This is a genomic window from Kitasatospora sp. MAA4 (genome assembly GCF_029893355.1).
Classification (GTDB): Bacteria; Actinomycetota; Actinomycetes; order Streptomycetales; family Streptomycetaceae; genus Kitasatospora.
Genome location: NZ_JARZAI010000030.1, coordinates 60,229 through 77,273, shown reverse-complemented (window position 1 = coordinate 77,273; position 17,045 = coordinate 60,229). Strand labels below are relative to the sequence as shown.

Below are 17,045 nucleotides of genomic sequence, written 5' to 3'. Positions count from 1 at the left end.
ACAGGGCCGTTCGAGACGTGTTCTAGGCTTCCGCCCTATGACCGAGAGGCCGCAGAGCCAGTACTTCCAGGGCGCCGCTCCCCTGGTGACCACGAGCGCCGAACCCGACTGGGCGGCGCTGGCGGAGCGTCACGAGCGTGACTCGCTGCGCCGCAGGCGGATCCGCCTACTGGCGGCCGGTGCGGCGGCGACGGCTGTCGTGGTGGGCATCACCGCGACCGCGATCGTGCTGAGCGGCGGCTCCGGGCACCGGACCACCAGCTCGACGTCGAGCACAGCGATCGACGCACTGGGCGGCAGCGGGCCGTCCCCGGCCGGCAGCCCCACACCCGGCACGACGGCGTCGCCATCGCCGTCGGCCTCGCCCTCGTCGTCGCCCTCGTCCTCGTCGTCGCCCTCGTCCTCACCCTCGGAGGCGCCCAGCAGGTCGGCGAGCGCCTCGGCCGCCGCCCACCCGTCCGGCGGCGGCGCCGCACCTGCCGGTCCGGGCGCGACCGCGCCCGCCACCACCGCGCCGGACGCGGTCACCCCGAGCGCCGCGCCCAAGGACCCGCTGACGCTCATCTCCAACGTCAGCACGGACGGCGCGCCGCTGGACCCGGCGACCCTGTTCTCCGCCACCACGCTCTCGGCCGACGGGAAGACCTGGACCCGGATCGACACCGGAACCGCCTCGCCCTGCTGGCAGAAGACCACCGGCGGCCTGGGCCAGTTGACCGCCGAGGGCTGCGGCTCGCTGCTGCTGGCGACCTACACCAACGGCTTCAGCGCCGTGACGATAGGCGTCGCGGTCTTCGACACCAAGTCACTGGCGGACGCCGCCGCGGCGGCCTACAAGGGCCAGATCCAGGGCCTCGCCCCGGCCGGTTCGATCTCCTTCTGCACCTCCGCCGGCTGCGTCAACACCCATGGCTCGATCGGGCGTTACGACTTCTACTCGGTTTCCGGCACCCGGAAGCCCGGGACCACGGGGACGACGGCCGACCCCGCCGCGACGGCGGCCGGCCCCACCCTCGCGGCCTACGCGAGCAGCCAGTTGCTCGCCCGCGGGAAGGCCGCGGCCGGCTGACGACCCGTCTTCAGGCCCAACTGAGCAGCATCTTGCCGGGGTTCATGATGCCCTGCGGGTCGAGGGCGTCCTTCACCGTGCGCAGCAGGGCGAGTTCGACCGGCGACTTGGCCGCCACCAGTGCGTCGGCCTTGAACACGCCGATGCCGTGCTCGCCGCTGATGCTGCCGCCGAACTCCGCCACCACCTGGTGCACCAGTGCGGAGACCTCCACCCGGTCGATCCCCTGCGCCGCCAGCACGTTGAAGTGCACGTTGCCGTCGCCGACATGGCCGAAGACATTGACCGACAGCTCAGAGTGACGGTCCGTCAGGCGCCGCTCGGCCGCAGTGACGAAGTCGGCGACGGCGCTGAGCGGCAGACCGACGTCGTGCTTGACCGCGCCGCCGGACCGCTTCTCCGCCTCCGGCAGCGCCTCGCGCAGCGCCCAGAGCGCCTGGGCCTGCGGGTGGTCCAGAGCCGGCAGGGCATCGGTGATCAGGCCGCGCTCGGTGGCCTCGGCGAGGAACTCCTCCATCCGGGCGGCCAGTCCGGCGCCGTCCCGGGTGGCGGTCGCCTCCATCATGTACGCCGGGTACGGGGTGCCGAACGGGTCCCGGGTGCCCGGGACTTGGGCGAGCAGCAGGTCGACGCCGGTCCGGGTGAAGAGCTCCCGGGCGCTGAGCCGGTCCTCCAGCAGGTCCCGGGCGCAGGAGAGCAGCGGGGTGAGCACGGCGAGTCCGGGCAGCGCGAGGAGAGCGACGGCGCGGTCGGCACCCCGGCACCGCGTACCGGGCGCAGACCGCGACGGCGGCGGCCACCTGCGCGGTGTCGCGGGGGCGCAGCACCGCGGCGGGGTGGGCGGGCAGCAGGCCGCGCTCGTCGCGGACGAAGCCGGCGGCCGGGTCGGCCGGGTCCAGTACGTCGCCCGGCGCGAGCACGGAGCGCAGGGCGGCGAGAGCGGCGGGCAGGTCGGGTCGCGTCTGTTCCACGCTGGCATCCTGCCAGCCCGGCGCTCCAGAACGGCCTGACCCGTCCGAGAGTCCGCTATCGAGGGGTCAGCGCGTGACCCATGAAGTCCAGCGCGGCCGGGAGGACTCGGCGCCAGAAGCCGTCGGTGTGCTCGCCGCGCGGGAAGCGCGCCTGTACGGCGCCGCCCTGGGTGGCGAGTTGGCGGGCGGCGGGGCAGAACGGGTCCTCGGTGCCGCACCAGACGGCCAGCGGGCGTCCGTGCGGCTGGTCGAGGTGGAGCAGCGGCTCGTCCTCGCGCCAGTCCGCCTCGGAGTCGAAGCCGTCCACCGTCCGGGCGTCGTCCCAGCTGCGGAACACCGCCGGGCTCAGCGCCGCAACCGGGCCGAAGCCCGCGCCGCGGGCGCGGGCGTAGCGCAGCGCGCCCGAACCGCCCATCGAGATGCCGAGCACACCGGCGGGCGCGCCGGCGTTCGGGCGGGCGAAGCCCCGGGCGGCCAGCCAGCCCGGCAGCTCGTCCAGCAGCATCCGCTGCGGGTCGTCACCGGGGGTGCGCTGGTGCCAGTAGCTCGCGTCGCCGCCGTCGACCGCGACCAGGACGAACGGCGGCACGCCGGCCGCCACCGCCGCCGCCTGGAACTGCGGCATCCCGAGCTGCACCATGGCCCGCGCGTCGGCGCCGCGCCCGTGCAGCACCACGCAGACCGGCAGCGCGCCGTGGTCGGCCACCCCGGGCGGGGTCATCGTGATCAGCCGCACCGTGCGGCCGCGAGCCTGGGAGGCGACCAGCTCGTCGGTCAGCGGTCCCGGGGTGACCCGCGGCACGCTGCCGTCCGGGCCGGTCAGCCCGAGCGCCCGGCGCAGCGTCACTCCGCCCGGCAGCACGTCCTCCGCCATCGCGGTGCCCGTCCCGGCGCCGAGCACGGCGAGCCCGCCGAGCGCGCCGCCCGCCCGCAGCAGCCGGCGTCTGGTCAGGCCTGCTCCGCTGGTGCTCATCGTCTCGTCTCCCCGCCGCTCATGATCGAACTCATGTCGGAGAGATGCTAACCGGCCGTCAGTCGACGGGATCCGGCTGTTACCGAGCCATGACGGGCCGCGGATGACCTTGGTGAACAGGGTGATCTGTGATCATGGCAGTGAAGCGTGAACACCCGAGGATCAGGAGACAAGGTGAACGTCGGATTCGTCGGACTGGGGGCCATGGGCCGGGAGATGGCGGGGCAGCTGCTCGCCGCCGGGCACCGCGTGCAGGTCTGGAACCGCTCGCCCGAGCCGGTGCGGGAGCTGGTCGAGCGCGGGGCGCTCGCGGCGGGGAGCCTCGCCGAGGCGCTGGGGAACGAGGTCGTGGTCTCGATGCTCGCGGACGACGCCGCGGTGGAGTCGCTGCTGCTCGACGAAGCGCTGCTGGCCACGGCCGGCGCCGCCGTGCACGTGAACATGGCCACCGTCTCCCCCGCGCTCGCCCGCCGGGCCGCCGAGCTGCACGCCCGACACGGCCTCGGTTATGTCGCGGCGCCGGTCCTCGGCCGCACCGACGTGGCCGCCGCCGGAAACCTCACCATCCTTGCGGCGGGCGAGAGTTCGATGATCGACCGGGTGGCGCCGCTGTTCGACGCGATGGGCCGGGCGACCAGGCGGCTGGGAGATCAGCCGCAGCTGGCCAACATCGCGAAGATCAGCGCCAACTTCATGCTGGTCTCGGCCATCGAGGCGTTCGCCGAGGCGTCCGCACTCGCCGAGGCCGGCGGGCTGGCCTCGGAGGAGCTGCTCGCGATCCTGACCAACACCATCCTGCCCGGCCCGGTCTACGCCGGATACGGCGCGATGATCGCCGAACGCCGGTACGAGCCCGCCGGGTTCCGCCTGGCACTCGGGCTCAAGGACGTCGGCCTGGCACTGGACGCGGGCGCCGAGGCGGGCGTCCCGCTACCGTTCGCGGACGTGCTGCGCACGGCGCTCACGGAGTCCGTGGCGCACGGGGACGGCGGGCTCGACCTCGCCGCGCTCGGCGAACGGGCCCGCCGCCGGGCCGGGTTGAGCACCTAGGGCTGGAGCCGCCCCGCGAAGCGGCGCTCGAAGCCGTCGCCGGTGTCGGCGGTCACGGCGTAGTCGTAGCGTCCGGCGGAGGTCGGCGCCAGCACGTCCTCCGCGCTGCCGCCGGCCGGCACGGTGACCGTCCGGGCCGTCGAACCACTCGCACCGAAGGCCGAGTTGGCGCCGATGGTGAAGACCACCGGGCGGCCGCCCTGGTTGCTCAGGGTGATCCGGACGCCTCCCGGGGTCTCCACCGATGCCACCTCGGGGTGGCCCTTTGCGGAGTTCGTCCAGGTCCGGACATCGCCCTTGTAGCCGCGCAGGAACCCGTCCGGGCCGTGCGCGTCGATGTCGTACGGGCCGCCGCTGACGCCGAGCGCGCTGAAGTAGTCGCTGACGGTGCCGTCGACCGGCAGGGTGTAGCGCCAGGCGCCGAACTGCCGGAAGTTGACCACGTACATCGAGATGCCCGCGCCCAGCGTGCCCAGGTTGTCCAGGGTGACCCAGAGCCGGCCGGTGGAGGTGTCGGTGCGCGAGGAGGAGCCGAAGCGGTAGCCGATCGGCAGCGACGGGCGGTCGCCCGGCTCGACCTGCGGCTGCTGCTGGACGATCGGCGGGAAGAGCGGCGGCAGCAGCAACTTGTCCTGCTCGGCCAGGTCGGCCAGTAGCTGCTTGGTGTCCGGCAGCGCGGGGAAGGTGCGGTTGCTGGTGGTGAAGTCGAAGGCCGACATCAGGTCGCCGCAGACCGTGCGCCGCCAGGCGGAGATGTTGGGCTCCTTGACGCCGGTCCAGTTCTCCAGGAAGCGCAGCACCGAAGTGTGGTCGAACACCTCGGAGTTGACCTTGCCGCCACGACTCCAGGGCGAGATGACGATCATCGGCACGCGCGGCCCGAGGCCGATCGGGACGCCTCCCACGAACTCGTCGGGCGTGCCGTCCGGCGCCACCGGAGGCACCACGTGGTCGAAGAAGCCGTCGTTCTCGTCGTAGTTGAGCAGCACGACGGTCTTCGCCCAGACCTCCGGGTTGGCGGCCAGCGCCTGGAGCACGTACGAGGAGGTGAAGTCCGCGCCCTGGGCCGGCGGGTAGTTGGGGTGCTCGGACTGCGCGGTCGGGGCCACCACCCAACTGACGGCCGGGAGCGTCCCGTTGGCGACATCGTTGGCGAAGTCGTCGGCGCCCCGGCGAGCCATGCCGTTGACGTAGAGCGGCGAGTCCTGGGCGGCGGTCTGGAAGGACCTGAACCAGGCCAGGGCGTTGTCGTCGTAGTTGTCCTGCTGCTGGTAGACCTTCCAGGAGATGCCGGCCGCCTGCAGCCGCTCGGGGTAGGTGGTCCAGGTGAAGCCGGTCCTGGTGTTGTCGGTGGCTGGTCCGCCGCCGGTGGCGTTCGGGTCGATCGTCCCCGACCAGAGGTAGAGCCGGTTCGGGTCGGTGGAGGTCAGGGCGGAGCAGAAGTACTGGTCGCAGACGGTGAAGGCGTCCGCCAGCGCGTACTGGAAGGGGATGTCCTGGCGGCGGTAGTAGCCCATCGTGTACCAGGTCTTGGCCGGGATCCAGTTGTTGTACTGGCCGTTCGCCCAGGCGCTGTGGGTGCCGGACCAGGAGTGGTCCAGGTCGAAGATCCGCTGGGCGTCGCTGGTGGAGGTGTCCAGGTGCCAGGGCAGCAGGTCGGTGCCGCCCACCGTGCCGAGCATCTTCTGCCGCAGCACGTCCGAGCCGCCGGGGAAGCGCACCCGCGAGGTGTCGCCGTACCCGCGCACGCCGTTCAGGGTACCGAAGTAGTGGTCGAACGAGCGGTTCTCCTGCATGAGCACCACGACGTGCTCGACGTCGTCCAGCGTGCCGGGCGCCGAGGGGGCGGCCAGGACCTGCTGGACGGTGCCGGGCAGCGCGCCGAGGCCGAGCGCGGCGCCGGAGGCGGCGGCCGAACCGAGCAGAGCGCGGCGGGAGAGCGGGGACACGAGGCCTCCAGGAAGGGGGAAACAACTGTTCACCGACGGTGAGTTACCTGCCGGTAAGGATGATTCCAGCGAAGAGTGAACAGCGGAAGACAGGGGACTTGCCTTCTTGGCGGATCATCAGGGCCGATAAACTGTCCGGATGACCGATACCACCGCCACCGTCCTCATCGTTCCCGGCTACGAGGGCTCCGGCCCCGAGCACTGGCAGAGCCACTGGGAGCGCGAGCACCCCGGCTACCTGCGCGTCGAGCAGGCCGACTGGGACGCCCCGCAGGTCGACGAGTGGGTGGACACCCTGCACCGGGCCGTGCTGGCCCAGTCCGGCCCGGTGGTGCTGGTCGCGCACAGCCTCGGCTGCATCACCATCGCCCACTGGGCGGCGCGCCACGGCCTGCCGGTGGCCGGCGCGCTGCTGGTCGCGCCGCCCGACATCGACAACGCGGTGAACCCCGGCCTGCGGACCTTCCAGCCGATCCCGCTGCGCCCGCTGCCGTTCCCCAGCATCGTCGTCAGCAGCAGTGACGACCCGTGGGCCAGCCCCGAGCGCTCCCGGCGCTTCGCCGAGAACTGGGGCGCCCGGCTGGTCGCACTCGGCCCGCTCGGTCACATCAACAGCGCCTCCGATCTCGGCAGTTGGCCCGAGGGCCAGGCCCTGCTCGCGGAACTGACAGCGCGCAGCGCCTGATGTCCCCGCACGGCACCGCCGCCCACCAGCGACTGACCGACCTCCCGCCGCTGGTGCGCCGCGCCCTGGAGGTCGCCCGGGCGCACGGCTTCGAGAACTCCTGCCACCCCGAACAGGGCCTGCTCCTACGGGCGTTGGCCGGCGGGGCGGAGCAGCTGATCGGCGAGAGCGGGACCGGCTGCGGGGTCGGCCTGGCCTGGCTGGCGAGCGGCGCGGGCCCGGGGGTGCGGCTGCTCAGCGTCGAGCGCGACCCGGCCCGCGCGGCGCTCGCCGCCGAGGTCTTCGCCGACCTGCCGCACGTCCAGGTGCTGTGCGCGGACTGGAGCGAGCTCTACCGGAGCGCACCGTTCGACCTGCTGGTGCTGGACGGCGGCGGCCAGGGCAAGGGGGCCGAGCCGCCCGCCGACCCCGTCCGACTCCTTTCCCCCCAAGGCACCGTCGTCATCGACGACTTCACCCCCGCCACCGGCTGGCCGCCGCTGCACGACGGCCGCCCGGACACCGCGCGCCTGCACTGGCTGGAGCACCCGGCCCTGCGGGCCACCGAACTGCGCCTCGCGCCGGACCTCAGCTCCGTGGTGGCGACCAGGCGGCACGATGGCGGACCCGGCTAGGGTCGCCGCATGACGAACAGCCTTGCGGCCTTCCTCGCCGCGCGCCTGCACGAGGACGAAGCCATCGCCACCCGGGCCGACGGCTGCATCGAACACCTGCTCGGCGCCGTGGACAGCTCGGACCGCCACCTCCGCCGGGCCGAGGTCTACGTCGAACACCACTGCCCGGAGCGGGCGTTGGCCGAGGTCGCGGCCAAGCGCCGGATCATCGACAGCTGCCTGCGCACCCTCGCCGACGACGACCGCGACGACCGTGACGACCGCGGCGGCCACGCGCTCGCCGAGCAGACGCTGCGCCTGCTCGCCCTGCCCTACCGGGAGGACACCGAGTACGAGGCCGCCTGGTCACCCGGCGCCTGACGGCGAGGGGCGGCGGGGCCCGTCGGCCCCGCACCCGGCCCTACTCTGCGAGCGACATGTACAGCCGCGTCCCGTGCGGCCGGAACCCGACCCGCTCGTAGACCCGGCGCGAGCCCTCGCCCGAGTACTCGAGCCACACGGACTGCACCCCGTCGGCGAACATCGCCACGGCAAGTGCCGCGGTGACGGCGGCGGCGACACCCCGGCCGCGGAAGGCCGGGCGCGTCCCGACCCCGGCCAGCTCCGAGGTCCCGACGGCCGGTGCGGAGGTCAGCGCCCCACCCGCGCAACTACCGTCGGGGGCACGGACGAAGCGGACGGCGCCGCCCGACTCGTGAGTACGGCGCAGCCGGGCCGCGCCCTCCGGAGAGGAGGCGAACTCGCCCGAGAAGGCCTCCGCCAGGGCACCGTCGATCGCCGTGAACTCCTCGTCGGTGGCCGGGATCTCCACGACCGGGCGCCCCGGACCGGCCTTCGGCACGACCAGGGTGGCAGGCGTGCAGAGCAGGTACTCGTGCACCGCCTCGCGAGTGAAGCCGGCCTCGCGCAGCGCGGGCTCCACGGCGGGTGCGGCGTCAGGGGCGAACTCCAGGCGCGGCTTGAGCCCGCGCTCGCGGAAGGCCGCGACCAGGGCGGCGACATCGGCAGCGGTCGGCTCGGCGCCGGGCAGCGGCGTCGCGTAGTTGATGTACGGGCTGGTGGTACCGGGGTCGAACCCCGCGACGAAGCCGGCGGTCTCGACGACCGAGGGACGGCGGCGGAGGTTGGCGACGGCAAAGCGCTGGACGTTGGTGTCCACGATGATGTTGACCTCACGTTGAAGACATGGTGGTGCGCGCTCTCGGAGCTGCGCATGCTTGTCAGGCCCGGCCGATGGCCGAGGGCCGCAGTGCGTCGAGGCACTGCACGTGGGGCCGCCGTGTGTAGAGACGGACCAGGTACTGCAAGACGGACGCCGCGAAGGGCGAACCGCTCAGTACCTACGGCGGCCGCTGAAGGGCGCCGGAACCATGGACTTCAATCCTTTGTCTGGTGCGTGTGCGTGCTGCACAACGGCGCCAACCCTGCCACGAAGATCGAACGTGCACAAGAGGGTCGGCCCGGTCGTCAGTACTCCACGGTGATCCGGCGGGCCGGGCCGTCCACGCGGATGCGGCCGCCGCAGGGGATGACGAGCTGCGGGTCGGTGTGGCCGAAGTCGACGTCGAAGACGGCGACGGTGTCCGGGGCGTAGGTGGCCAATGCACGTAGGACGGCCTCGCGTTGGGCCTTGCGGTAGGCGGCCTTCTGCTCCACGGCCAGCGGCTGGGCGAAGCTCCAGCTCTTCGCGCGGGCCATCAGGAGTGCGGGGAACTGGCGCAGCAGGCCGCGTTCGCCCATGTTGCGCAGGATCCGGTAGACCTCGTCGGCGCTCGGCAGCTCCTCGGAGGTCTCCAGGTAGAGCACCTGGCCCGCGTACTCCCCGACCGGCCGGATCTCGCGGTCGGCCATCAGCATCCAAGCGAGGATCTCCAGGTTGCCGCCCCAGCCGAGGCCCTCGACGACCCGGTCGGCGTTGTGCCAGATCCAGCCCTCGGCGGGCTCCATCAGGGGCTCCGACGCGAAGGTCGCCGGGTCACCCCAGTCCTTCCCGACGTCGCCGGATTCCGGCGACTCCCGCAACTCGTAGGCGCCCGAGTCGAACAGCGCCGCCCGCACGGACTGCGCGGTCAGCGGGTGCAGTGCGCCGGGGCGTCCCAACTCCACCATCACCGAAGCACCGTGGTAGCTGACGATGCCCAGGTTGCGCAGGAAGAGCAGCAGGTTGGTGTTGTCGCTGTAACCGAAGAACGGCTTCGGGTTGGCCCGGATCAACTCCTTGTCCAGCAGCGGCAGTACGGTGATCTGGTCCTCACCGCCGATGGTGGCGATGACCGCCTTGATCTGCGGGTCGGCGAACGCGGCGTGGATGTCCGCGGCGCGCTGCTGCGGGGTGGAGCCGAACAACCGGGTGGCCGGGTACTCCACCGGCACCAGCCCGAACTCCTCGCGCAGCCGCCGCAGCCCCAACTCGTACGGCAGCGGGAACTGGCCGGGGCTGCCCGCCGACGGGGAGATGACCGCGACCTGGTCACCGGGGCGCGGCTTGGGCGGGTACACGGGGGGAGTCGTCATAGGTCGATCCTATGAAACGGTGCTGCCCCCTCCGCACGCGCGGAAGGGGCAGCACCGTTCATGACGGACGGGCAGGGCGTCAGTGCGCCATGACCGGGATGAAGTCCTCCTTCGCCTCACTGGACTCGGCCGGGCGGTGGCCCATGTGGCCGGCGTTCAGGAAGGTGAAGGCGATCAGCGAGGCGAGCGCCAGGATGCCGGCCGACCACCAGATCGCGGTGGCGAAGCCGTGCACCTCGATCTGCAGCAGGGCGTTGGTCTTGCTGGTGACGTGCGCGGGGTGGAAGGCCTTCATCGAGCTGGCCACCACCGTGCTGAGCAGCGCGGTGCCGATGGCGCCGCCGACCTGCTGCGAGGTGTTGACCATCGCGGAGGCGACGCCGGCGTCCTGCGGCTGCACCTTGAAGGTCGCCAGGCTCATCGCCGGCATGAACGAGGTACCCATGCCGAGGCCCATCAGGACCAGGCCGGGCAGGATCAGCAAGTAGGACGAGTCGACCTTGATCTGGGTGAGGATCACCAGGCCGGACGCCGCGACCAGGAAGCCGGGGCCCATCAGCCAGCGGGCCGGCACCCGGTTCATCAGGCGGGCGCCGATCTGGGTGGAGCCGGTGATCATGCCGGCCACCATCGGCAGGAACGCCACGCCGGTCTTGACCGGCGAGTAGCCGAGCACGTTCTGCAGGTAGTACGTCAGGAAGAGGAACAGCCCGAACATCCCGATGACCGCGAGGCCCAGCGAGAGGTAGACGCCACCGCGGTTGCGGTTGAGCAGCACGCGCAGCGGCAGCAGCGGGCTCTTGACCCGGCTCTCGACCACGACGAAGGACGCCAGCAGCACGGCGGCGGCGGCGAACAGGCCGATGGTGGTGCTGGAGGTCCAGCTGTCCTCCTGGGCCTTGGTGAAGCCGTAGACCAGGGAGACCAGGCCGCTGGAGACCAGCAGCACGCCGGGGATGTCCAGGGGGTTGCGGTTGCGGGCACCGCCCGGCTCGCGGATCACCATCACCGCGCCGATGACGGCGATCACGGCGAACGGGACGTTGACGAAGAGGGTCCAGCGCCAGTTGAGGTACTCGGTGAGCAGTCCGCCGAGGATCAGGCCGATCGCACCGCCACCACCGGCGATGGCGCCGTAGATGCCGAACGCCTTGGCGCGCTCGTTGGCCTCGGTGAACATCACCGAGAGCAGCGAGAGTGCGGCGGGCGCGAGCATCGCGCCGAACACGCCCTGCAGGGCGCGGGAACCTATCAGCATGCTGATGTTGCCGGCGGCGCCACCGAGCGCGGACGCGGCGGCGAAGCCGGTCAGGCCGATGATGAACATCCGGCGGCGGCCCAGCAGGTCGGAGAGCCGCCCGCCGAACAGCAGCAGGCCGCCGAAGGCCAGCGCGTAGGCGGTGATGACCCACTGGCGGCTGGTGTCGGAGAAGGCGAGGTCGCGCTGCGCGGACGGCAGGGCGATGTTGACGATGGTCGCGTCCAGTACCACCATCAGCTGGGCGAGGCCGATGAAGGCCAGCGCCTTCCAGCGCCTGGGGTCGGGGTGTGGAACGGTTTCAGACATGGGTTTACTCACCTAACGGTGCTGCTGGTGCGAGGCGTGCTGGTGCATGCAAAAAGAACGTGAAAGCGCGTCCGCGGACGTCGAGCCGGGCAACGGCACGGTGCGGCGGGTTGATCAGCGTGAGGGGTCGATCAGCGTGAGGGGTCGATCAGGCGTGCGAGGTCGATCGGGCGGGCAGGGTCGTGATGCGGCGCCGCAGGTCTTCCAAGGTAGCGGCACGGCCCGGGAGTTGGGACGGCAAGGGGGTCCGCAGACCGTCCAGGAACAGGTGCAGGTGGCGGTGGACGAAGGCGCTGACGTCGACATCGAGGCAGTCGGTGCCCGGCAGCGGACGGGTGAGCTGGGCGACCGCGACGAACACGTCACCCGGGCCGACGTCCGTACGCAGCTGGCCGGCCTCGCGGGCACGCTGCATCAGCTGCTCGACGACCCCCTCCAGCTGGGCGCGGATCGCGAAGAGCTGCTCGTCCTGCGCGAGGTCCACGCCCGCGGTGAGCATGGAGCAGAGCGCGCCGATCCGCTCCTCGGCGGCGACGTGGACGAAGCGCCGGAGCGCGTCGAACGGCTCGGAACCGTCCACCAGTCCCTGTTCCGCCTGGACGAGGATGCGCTCCATCACCGAGCGGGCGACGGCGCGCACCAGCGACGAGCGATCCGGGAAGTTGCGGTACAGCGTGGCGTTACCCACACCGGCCCGCTTGGCGATCTCGTCCAGCGGTGCCTCGGCGCCGCTCTCGGAGAGGATCTCCCGGGCGGCGGTGAGGATGCGCTCCCGGTTGCGGCTGGCGTCCGCCCGCAGTCGGGGTGTCGCGGGCTTGGCGGCCGGTTCGGCCTGCTCGGCCTTGACGGCACACCCGGCCAACACACTGCGTACAGCCTTGATGGCACTCACCACGACACTCCCTCCAGGGGCAGATTTCCGGGGACTGGTTCCCCACTTCGTCCTACTGTACGGCAAACGGGGAAAAGCTCCCCGGATATTTCCCCGGGTGCTGTGAGGGGAGTCACATCACCCGGTTGCCACCGCTGACCAGCGAAGATCCATTCCGTACTCACCGGTATCCGGCATCGCCGTGTGGCCCGTCGCAAACTGGGCAGGAAGACCGGGTTGCTTCCCGGATGGAAGATGGTGGATCACGTGAAACCCGCACGGCCCGCTACCCCGCCCATGGACGTCGTGCCGAAAGCGCCACCGACGGTGACTGAGTTGACCCAGTCCGCCGCGGAGACGTACGTGGCAAGCGTCTGCTTCAAGATCGGCCCACCGCGCCGGGTCGGCGTCGAGCTGGAGTGGCTGGTCCACGACTCCAGCCGCCCCGACGCCGCTCCCGCGCACGACCGCACACTCGCCGCCCTCGCAGCCCTGCGACTGCCGCAGGAAGACCCGTCTCTCCCCCACGGCTCCCGGATCACCAGGGAGCCGGGCGGCCAGGTCGAGCTCAGCTCCCCGCCCGCCGACAGCCTGAGCGAGTGCCTCGACACCACCTCTCGCGACCTCTCCACGCTACGGGCCGCCTTCGCCGCCCAGGGTCTGACCCTGACCGGCTACGGCACCGAGCCGCATGAGCGGGAGCGGCGGGTCCTGCTGCGCCACCCCCGCTACCTGGCCATGGAGGAGTTCTTCGACCGGGCCGGGCCATGGGGCAAGATCATGATGACCAGCACCGCGTCCACCCAGGTCTGCCTCGACGCGGGCACCGACCAGGGCGGGGCGCACGGGTTCCGCGAGCGCTGGCTGCTCGCCCACCGGCTGGGCCCGGTGCTCGTCGCCGCCTTCGCCAACTCCCCGCTGCTGGACGGCAGACCGACCGGCTACCGGTCCACCCGGCAGGCCGTCTGGTCCCGGATGGACCCCAGCCGCACGCTGGCACCGATCGTGCCGGACGGCGACCCGCGGGCCTCCTGGGCCCGCTACGTGCTGGACGCCGACGTGCTCTGCATGCGCCGGGCCGACGGTCTGCCGTGGAACGCGCCGGCCGGCCTGACCTTCCGGGACTGGCTGCGCCGGCCCGCCGGGCAGCGTCCGACGGTGGCCGATCTCGACTACCACATCACCACCCTGTTCCCCCCGGTGCGCCCGCACGGCTACCTCGAACTGCGCATGATCGACGCCCAGCCCGGCGACGGCTGGATGGTGACGACCGCGCTCACCACCGCGCTCTTCGAGGACCCGCGTGCCGCCGACGCCGCCCACGAGGCGCTGGAGCCGCTCGCCCGGACCGCCGAGGAGCCCGGACCGCGCGGCGCCGCCTGGAGCCGGGCGGCCACCCGGGCAGTGGACGATCCGGTGCTGCGGCGTGCCGCGCTGGCCTGCTTCGCCGCCGCCGACGCCGCGCTGCCCGGGCTCGGCGCCAGCGAGCAACTGCGCAACAAGGTCGCCGACTTCGTGGACCGCTACACCGCCCGCGGCCGATGTCCGGCCGACGACCTGCTCGATCCGTCCGGCGCGGACCGGCGCCCCGCGCCTCAGGAGGCAACGCCGTGCTGAACCCCGACCCCACCACCATGACCGAACACACCCCGATAACGGAACTCACCGACGAGCAGCTGCGGGAGGCCATCGCCACCGAGCTGCTGGCCGCCCGGGAGCGCACCAGCGGCCTGACCGACTGCGTGGACGACGGTGAACTCACCGCCCAGCACTCCCTGTTGATGTCGCCGCTGGTCTGGGACCTGGCGCACATCGGCAACCAGGAGGAGCTCTGGCTGCTGCGCAACGTGGGCGGCCGCGACCCGATGCACCCCGAGATCGACCAGCTCTACGACGCCTTCGAGCACCCGCGCGCCGAGCGGCCGAGGCTTCCGCTGCTGCCGCCCACCGAGGCCCGGGCCTACGCGCACGAGGTCCGCGGCCGGGTGCTCGACCTGCTGGCCGGGGTCGAACTGGCCGGCCCGCCGCTGCTTCAGGCCGGATTCGCCTTCGGCCTGATCGCCCAGCACGAACAGCAGCACGACGAGACCATGCTGATCACCCATCAGCTGCGCTCCGGCGCCGCCGCGCTCGCCGCGCCCACCCCGCCGGCCCCGACCCACGCCGACTGGCCGTCCGAAGTCGTGGTGCCCGCAGGGCCGTTCACCATGGGAACGGACACCGAGCCGTGGGCGCTGGACAACGAGCGCCCGGCGCACGAGGTGTACCTGCCCGCCTTCGCGCTGGACACCACGCCGGTGAGCAACGCGGCCTACCAGCTGTTCATCGACGACGGCGGCTACCACAACCCGCGCTGGTGGACCCCGGCCGGCTGGCAGCACCGGATGGACGCCGGGCTCACCGCACCGCTGTTCTGGTCGCGCGAGGACGGCCAGTGGCTGCGCCGCCGCTTCGGCCGCACCGAGCCGGTGCCGCCCGACGAGCCCGTCCTGCACGTCACCTGGTACGAGGCGGACGCCTACGCGCGCTGGGCCGGCCGCCGGCTGCCCACCGAGGCGGAGTGGGAGAAGGCCGCCCGGCACGACCCGGCCACCGGCCGCACCCGCCGCTTCCCCTGGGGCGACGCGGCGCCGGGGCCCGAGCACGCCAACCTCGGCCAGCGCCACCTCCAGCCGGCCCCGGTCGGCAGCTACCCGCAGGGCGCGTCCCCGTACGGGGCACGGCAGTTGATCGGTGACGTCTGGGAGTGGACGTCGAGCGACTTCGCGCCCTACCCGGGCTTCAGGGCCTGGCCGTACCGGGAGTACTCCGAGGTGTTCTTCGCCGAGCCCGGCAAGCCGGCGCCGTACAAGGTGCTGCGCGGCGGCAGCTTCGCGGTCGCCCCGGTGGCCTGCCGCGGCACCTTCCGCAACTGGGACCACCCGGTGCGGCGGCAGATATTCTCCGGCTTCCGCACCGCCCGCAGCCTCGGAGCCGATGCCTGATGTGCCGTCATCTCGCTTACCTGGGCGCCCCCGTGCCCATAGCCGAACTGGTGCTCGAACCGCAGTTCGGGCTGTACCGGCAGTCCTGGGCACCCCGAATGCAGCGGTACGGGACGGTCAACGCCGACGGCTTCGGCCTGGGCTGGTACGCCGACGGCGACCCCGTCCCCGCCCGCTACCGCCGCGCCGGGCCGATCTGGGCCGACGAGAACCTGCCGGAGCTGGCCCGGGTGGTGCACACCCGGGCCCTGCTGGCCGCCGTCCGCTCCGCGACGGCCGGCACCGCGGCGGGCGAGGCCGCCGCCGCGCCGTACGCGGACGGCAGTTGGCTCTTCAGCCACAACGGCGCGCTGAGCGGCTGGCCGGACGCGCTCGGCCCGCTGGCCGCGCTGCTGCCGCCGGCCGACCTGCTCTCGCTGGCCGCGCGCTGCGACTCCGCGCTGGTCTGGGCGCTGCTCACACACCGGCTGCGCACCGGACAGCAGCCGGCCGAGGCGCTGGCCGGCACGGTCCAGGACGTCGCCCGGCACACCGACGCGCGCCTCAACCTGCTGATCACCAACGGCCATGTGATCGCCGCGACCACCTGGGGCGACACCCTGTTCCACCGCCTGGAGCGCGGCCGCTCGGTGCTGGTCGCCTCCGAGCCGAGCGACGACGGGCCCGGCTGGGTCCCGGTGCCCGACCACTCGCTGCTGCTGGCCACCCCGGACGCGGTGAGCATCCGCCCGCTGGACCGTGCTGACCCGATTCGAGAGGACAACTCCTGATGACCGCCTTCGAGTTCACCCGGCTACTGCCCGCCGACCACTTCGCCCGCGCGCTGCGCGAGGACGTCCGCCACGGACTGACCGCCGACCCGAAGTGGCTGCCACCGAAGTGGTTCTACGACAGCCGGGGCAGTGAGCTCTTCGAGGAGATCACCCGGCTGCCCGAGTACTACCCGACCCGTGCCGAGCGGGCCATCCTGACCGCCCGGGCCGAGGAGATCGCCGCGATCACCAAGGCCCGCACCGTCGTCGAACTGGGATCGGGCTCCTCGGAGAAGACCAGACTGCTGCTGGACGGGCTGCACGCGCTGGGCACCCTGGAGAGCTACGTCCCGGTGGACGTCAGCGAGAGCGCCCTCCAGGAGGCCGGCGAGCAACTGGTCAAGGAATACCCTGAGTTGGCCGTCCATGGGGTGGTCTCGGACTTCACCGCCAGCCTCGACCTGCCGCATGCGGTGAACTCCCCCAAGCTGGTGGCCTTCCTCGGCGGCACGCTGGGCAACCTGCTGCCCGCCGAGCGCGCCGTCTTCCTGTCCGCGCTGCGGGCCGAACTGGCACCCGGCGACGCACTGCTGCTCGGCACCGACCTGGTGAAGGACCCGGCCGTGCTGGTCGCCGCCTACGACGACGCGGCCGGGGTGACGGCGGAGTTCAACAAGAACGTGCTCAACGTGGTGAACCGCGAACTGGACGCCACCTTCGACCCGGAGGCCTTCGAGCACGTCTCCCACTGGGACGCCGAGCAGGAGTGGATCGAGATGCGGCTGCGCTCCCGCGAGGACCAGACCGTGAAGATCCCGGCGCTGGACCTGGCGGTGCACTTCGCCGCGGGCGAGGAGTTGCGCACCGAGATCTCGGCGAAGTTCCGCCGCGAGCGGGTCGAACGGGAGCTGGCCGCGGCCGGTTTCGCACTGACCCACTGGTGGACCGACCCCGAGGGACGGTTCGGCCTCTCGCTGGCCCAGCCGATCGGCTGATCCTCCCCTCCTGACAGGCGGCGCCTGCGCACCTCGGTGCACAGGCGCCGC

At 72.4% G+C, this 17,045-nt stretch carries 17 protein-coding genes; 10 read left to right on the top strand and 7 right to left on the bottom strand.

Annotated elements, in window-relative coordinates:
* Positions 1-37: 37 nt before the first annotated feature.
* A complete protein-coding gene (locus P3T37_RS30815; protein WP_280727190.1) occupies positions 38-1,069 on the top strand; it encodes a hypothetical protein in 1,032 nt (343 codons plus the stop codon).
* A gap of 10 nt (positions 1,070-1,079) precedes the next feature.
* Here P3T37_RS30815 and P3T37_RS30810 read toward each other — a convergent pair whose 3' ends face one another.
* Positions 1,080-1,781, bottom strand: a complete 702-nt coding sequence (locus P3T37_RS30810; protein WP_280727189.1) for an FAD-linked oxidase C-terminal domain-containing protein — start codon at positions 1,779-1,781, stop codon at positions 1,080-1,082.
* On the opposite strand from P3T37_RS30810, the gene P3T37_RS30805 reads away from it, so the two are divergent.
* The gene (locus P3T37_RS30805; protein WP_280727188.1) at positions 1,774-2,079 is read left to right on the top strand and encodes a hypothetical protein; all 306 of its coding nucleotides are present in this window, start codon (positions 1,774-1,776) and stop codon (positions 2,077-2,079) included. The two genes, P3T37_RS30810 and P3T37_RS30805, sit on opposite strands and share 8 nt — an antisense overlap.
* 16 nt (positions 2,080-2,095) lie before the next feature.
* Here the strand turns inward: P3T37_RS30805 and P3T37_RS30800 are convergent, their stop codons facing one another.
* Positions 2,096-3,013, bottom strand: coding sequence for an alpha/beta hydrolase-fold protein (locus P3T37_RS30800; protein WP_280727187.1), 918 nt, complete (start codon positions 3,011-3,013; stop codon positions 2,096-2,098).
* A 174-nt stretch (positions 3,014-3,187) separates the two neighbouring features.
* Here P3T37_RS30800 and P3T37_RS30795 point away from each other — a divergent pair, with 174 nt between their 5' ends.
* Positions 3,188-4,063, top strand: a complete 876-nt coding sequence (locus P3T37_RS30795; protein WP_280727186.1) for an NAD(P)-dependent oxidoreductase — start codon at positions 3,188-3,190, stop codon at positions 4,061-4,063.
* On the opposite strand, the gene P3T37_RS30790 is transcribed toward P3T37_RS30795, so the two are convergent.
* Entirely contained in the window at positions 4,060-6,012 is a 1,953-nt protein-coding gene (locus tag P3T37_RS30790; RefSeq protein WP_280727185.1) for a phospholipase C, phosphocholine-specific, read from the bottom strand. The two genes, P3T37_RS30795 and P3T37_RS30790, sit on opposite strands and share 4 nt — an antisense overlap.
* A gap of 139 nt (positions 6,013-6,151) precedes the next feature.
* Here P3T37_RS30790 and P3T37_RS30785 point away from each other — a divergent pair, with 139 nt between their 5' ends.
* Genes P3T37_RS30785 through P3T37_RS30775 form a run of 3 tightly spaced genes read left to right on the top strand, consistent with a single transcriptional unit; the run spans position 6,152 to position 7,671 of the window.
* Positions 6,152-6,697 carry an alpha/beta hydrolase gene (locus tag P3T37_RS30785; RefSeq protein ID WP_280727184.1) on the top strand — a complete coding sequence of 182 codons (546 nt, stop codon included), beginning with the start codon at positions 6,152-6,154 and terminating at the stop codon, positions 6,695-6,697.
* Positions 6,697-7,311, top strand: a complete 615-nt coding sequence (locus tag P3T37_RS30780) for a class I SAM-dependent methyltransferase (RefSeq protein WP_280727183.1) — start codon at positions 6,697-6,699, stop codon at positions 7,309-7,311. Before P3T37_RS30785 ends, P3T37_RS30780 begins: the two co-directional genes overlap by 1 nt.
* A gap of 9 nt (positions 7,312-7,320) precedes the next feature.
* A complete protein-coding gene (locus P3T37_RS30775; protein ID WP_280727182.1) occupies positions 7,321-7,671 on the top strand; it encodes a DUF6221 family protein in 351 nt (116 codons plus the stop codon).
* Between the two features lie 40 nt (positions 7,672-7,711).
* Here P3T37_RS30775 and P3T37_RS30770 read toward each other — a convergent pair whose 3' ends face one another.
* From P3T37_RS30770 to P3T37_RS30755, 4 genes are all read right to left on the bottom strand, one after another.
* Positions 7,712-8,470, bottom strand: coding sequence for a GNAT family N-acetyltransferase (locus P3T37_RS30770; protein WP_280727181.1), 759 nt, complete (start codon positions 8,468-8,470; stop codon positions 7,712-7,714).
* Between the two features lie 308 nt (positions 8,471-8,778).
* Positions 8,779-9,825 (bottom strand): LD-carboxypeptidase, encoded by a 1,047-nt coding sequence (locus P3T37_RS30765; RefSeq protein ID WP_280727180.1) that lies wholly within the window; start codon positions 9,823-9,825, stop codon positions 8,779-8,781.
* Positions 9,826-9,904: 79 nt separating this feature from the next.
* Positions 9,905-11,392 carry an MFS transporter gene (locus tag P3T37_RS30760; protein WP_280727179.1) on the bottom strand — a complete coding sequence of 496 codons (1,488 nt, stop codon included), beginning with the start codon at positions 11,390-11,392 and terminating at the stop codon, positions 9,905-9,907.
* Between the two features lie 148 nt (positions 11,393-11,540).
* Positions 11,541-12,254, bottom strand: a complete 714-nt coding sequence (locus P3T37_RS30755) for a TetR/AcrR family transcriptional regulator (RefSeq protein ID WP_280727217.1) — start codon at positions 12,252-12,254, stop codon at positions 11,541-11,543.
* A 336-nt stretch (positions 12,255-12,590) separates the two neighbouring features.
* Here P3T37_RS30755 and egtA point away from each other — a divergent pair, with 336 nt between their 5' ends.
* The 4 genes from egtA to egtD are packed head-to-tail and all read left to right on the top strand — an operon-like array spanning position 12,591 to position 16,994.
* Positions 12,591-13,880 (top strand): ergothioneine biosynthesis glutamate--cysteine ligase EgtA, encoded by a 1,290-nt coding sequence (egtA, locus tag P3T37_RS30750; RefSeq protein WP_280727178.1) that lies wholly within the window; start codon positions 12,591-12,593, stop codon positions 13,878-13,880.
* A 17-nt stretch (positions 13,881-13,897) separates the two neighbouring features.
* Complete coding sequence (egtB, locus tag P3T37_RS30745; RefSeq protein ID WP_280727216.1) at positions 13,898-15,247, top strand: ergothioneine biosynthesis protein EgtB; 1,350 nt, start codon at positions 13,898-13,900, stop codon at positions 15,245-15,247.
* The gene (egtC, locus tag P3T37_RS30740; protein ID WP_280727177.1) at positions 15,247-16,017 is read left to right on the top strand and encodes an ergothioneine biosynthesis protein EgtC; all 771 of its coding nucleotides are present in this window, start codon (positions 15,247-15,249) and stop codon (positions 16,015-16,017) included. The genes egtB and egtC overlap by 1 nt, the downstream gene beginning before the upstream one ends.
* Entirely contained in the window at positions 16,017-16,994 is a 978-nt protein-coding gene (egtD, locus tag P3T37_RS30735; RefSeq protein ID WP_280727176.1) for an L-histidine N(alpha)-methyltransferase, read from the top strand. Before egtC ends, egtD begins: the two co-directional genes overlap by 1 nt.
* Positions 16,995-17,045: the final 51 nt, after the last annotated feature.

Bases quoted from the DNA above. Each gene is read 5' to 3' on its own strand.
- egtC (WP_280727177.1), top strand. From the start codon at position 15,247: ATGTGCCGTCATCTCGCTTACCTGGGCGCCCCCGTGCCCATAGCCGAA.
- P3T37_RS30785 (WP_280727184.1), top strand. From the start codon at position 6,152: ATGACCGATACCACCGCCACCGTCCTCATCGTTCCCGGCTACGAGGGC.
- P3T37_RS30765 (WP_280727180.1), bottom strand. From the start codon at position 9,825: ATGACGACTCCCCCCGTGTACCCGCCCAAGCCGCGCCCCGGTGACCAG.
- egtB (WP_280727216.1), top strand. From the start codon at position 13,898: ATGACCGAACACACCCCGATAACGGAACTCACCGACGAGCAGCTGCGG.
- P3T37_RS30815 (WP_280727190.1), top strand. From the start codon at position 38: ATGACCGAGAGGCCGCAGAGCCAGTACTTCCAGGGCGCCGCTCCCCTG.
- P3T37_RS30775 (WP_280727182.1), top strand. From the start codon at position 7,321: ATGACGAACAGCCTTGCGGCCTTCCTCGCCGCGCGCCTGCACGAGGAC.
- P3T37_RS30780 (WP_280727183.1), top strand. From the start codon at position 6,697: ATGTCCCCGCACGGCACCGCCGCCCACCAGCGACTGACCGACCTCCCG.
- P3T37_RS30800 (WP_280727187.1), bottom strand. From the start codon at position 3,013: ATGAGCACCAGCGGAGCAGGCCTGACCAGACGCCGGCTGCTGCGGGCG.
- P3T37_RS30760 (WP_280727179.1), bottom strand. From the start codon at position 11,392: ATGTCTGAAACCGTTCCACACCCCGACCCCAGGCGCTGGAAGGCGCTG.
- egtD (WP_280727176.1), top strand. From the start codon at position 16,017: ATGACCGCCTTCGAGTTCACCCGGCTACTGCCCGCCGACCACTTCGCC.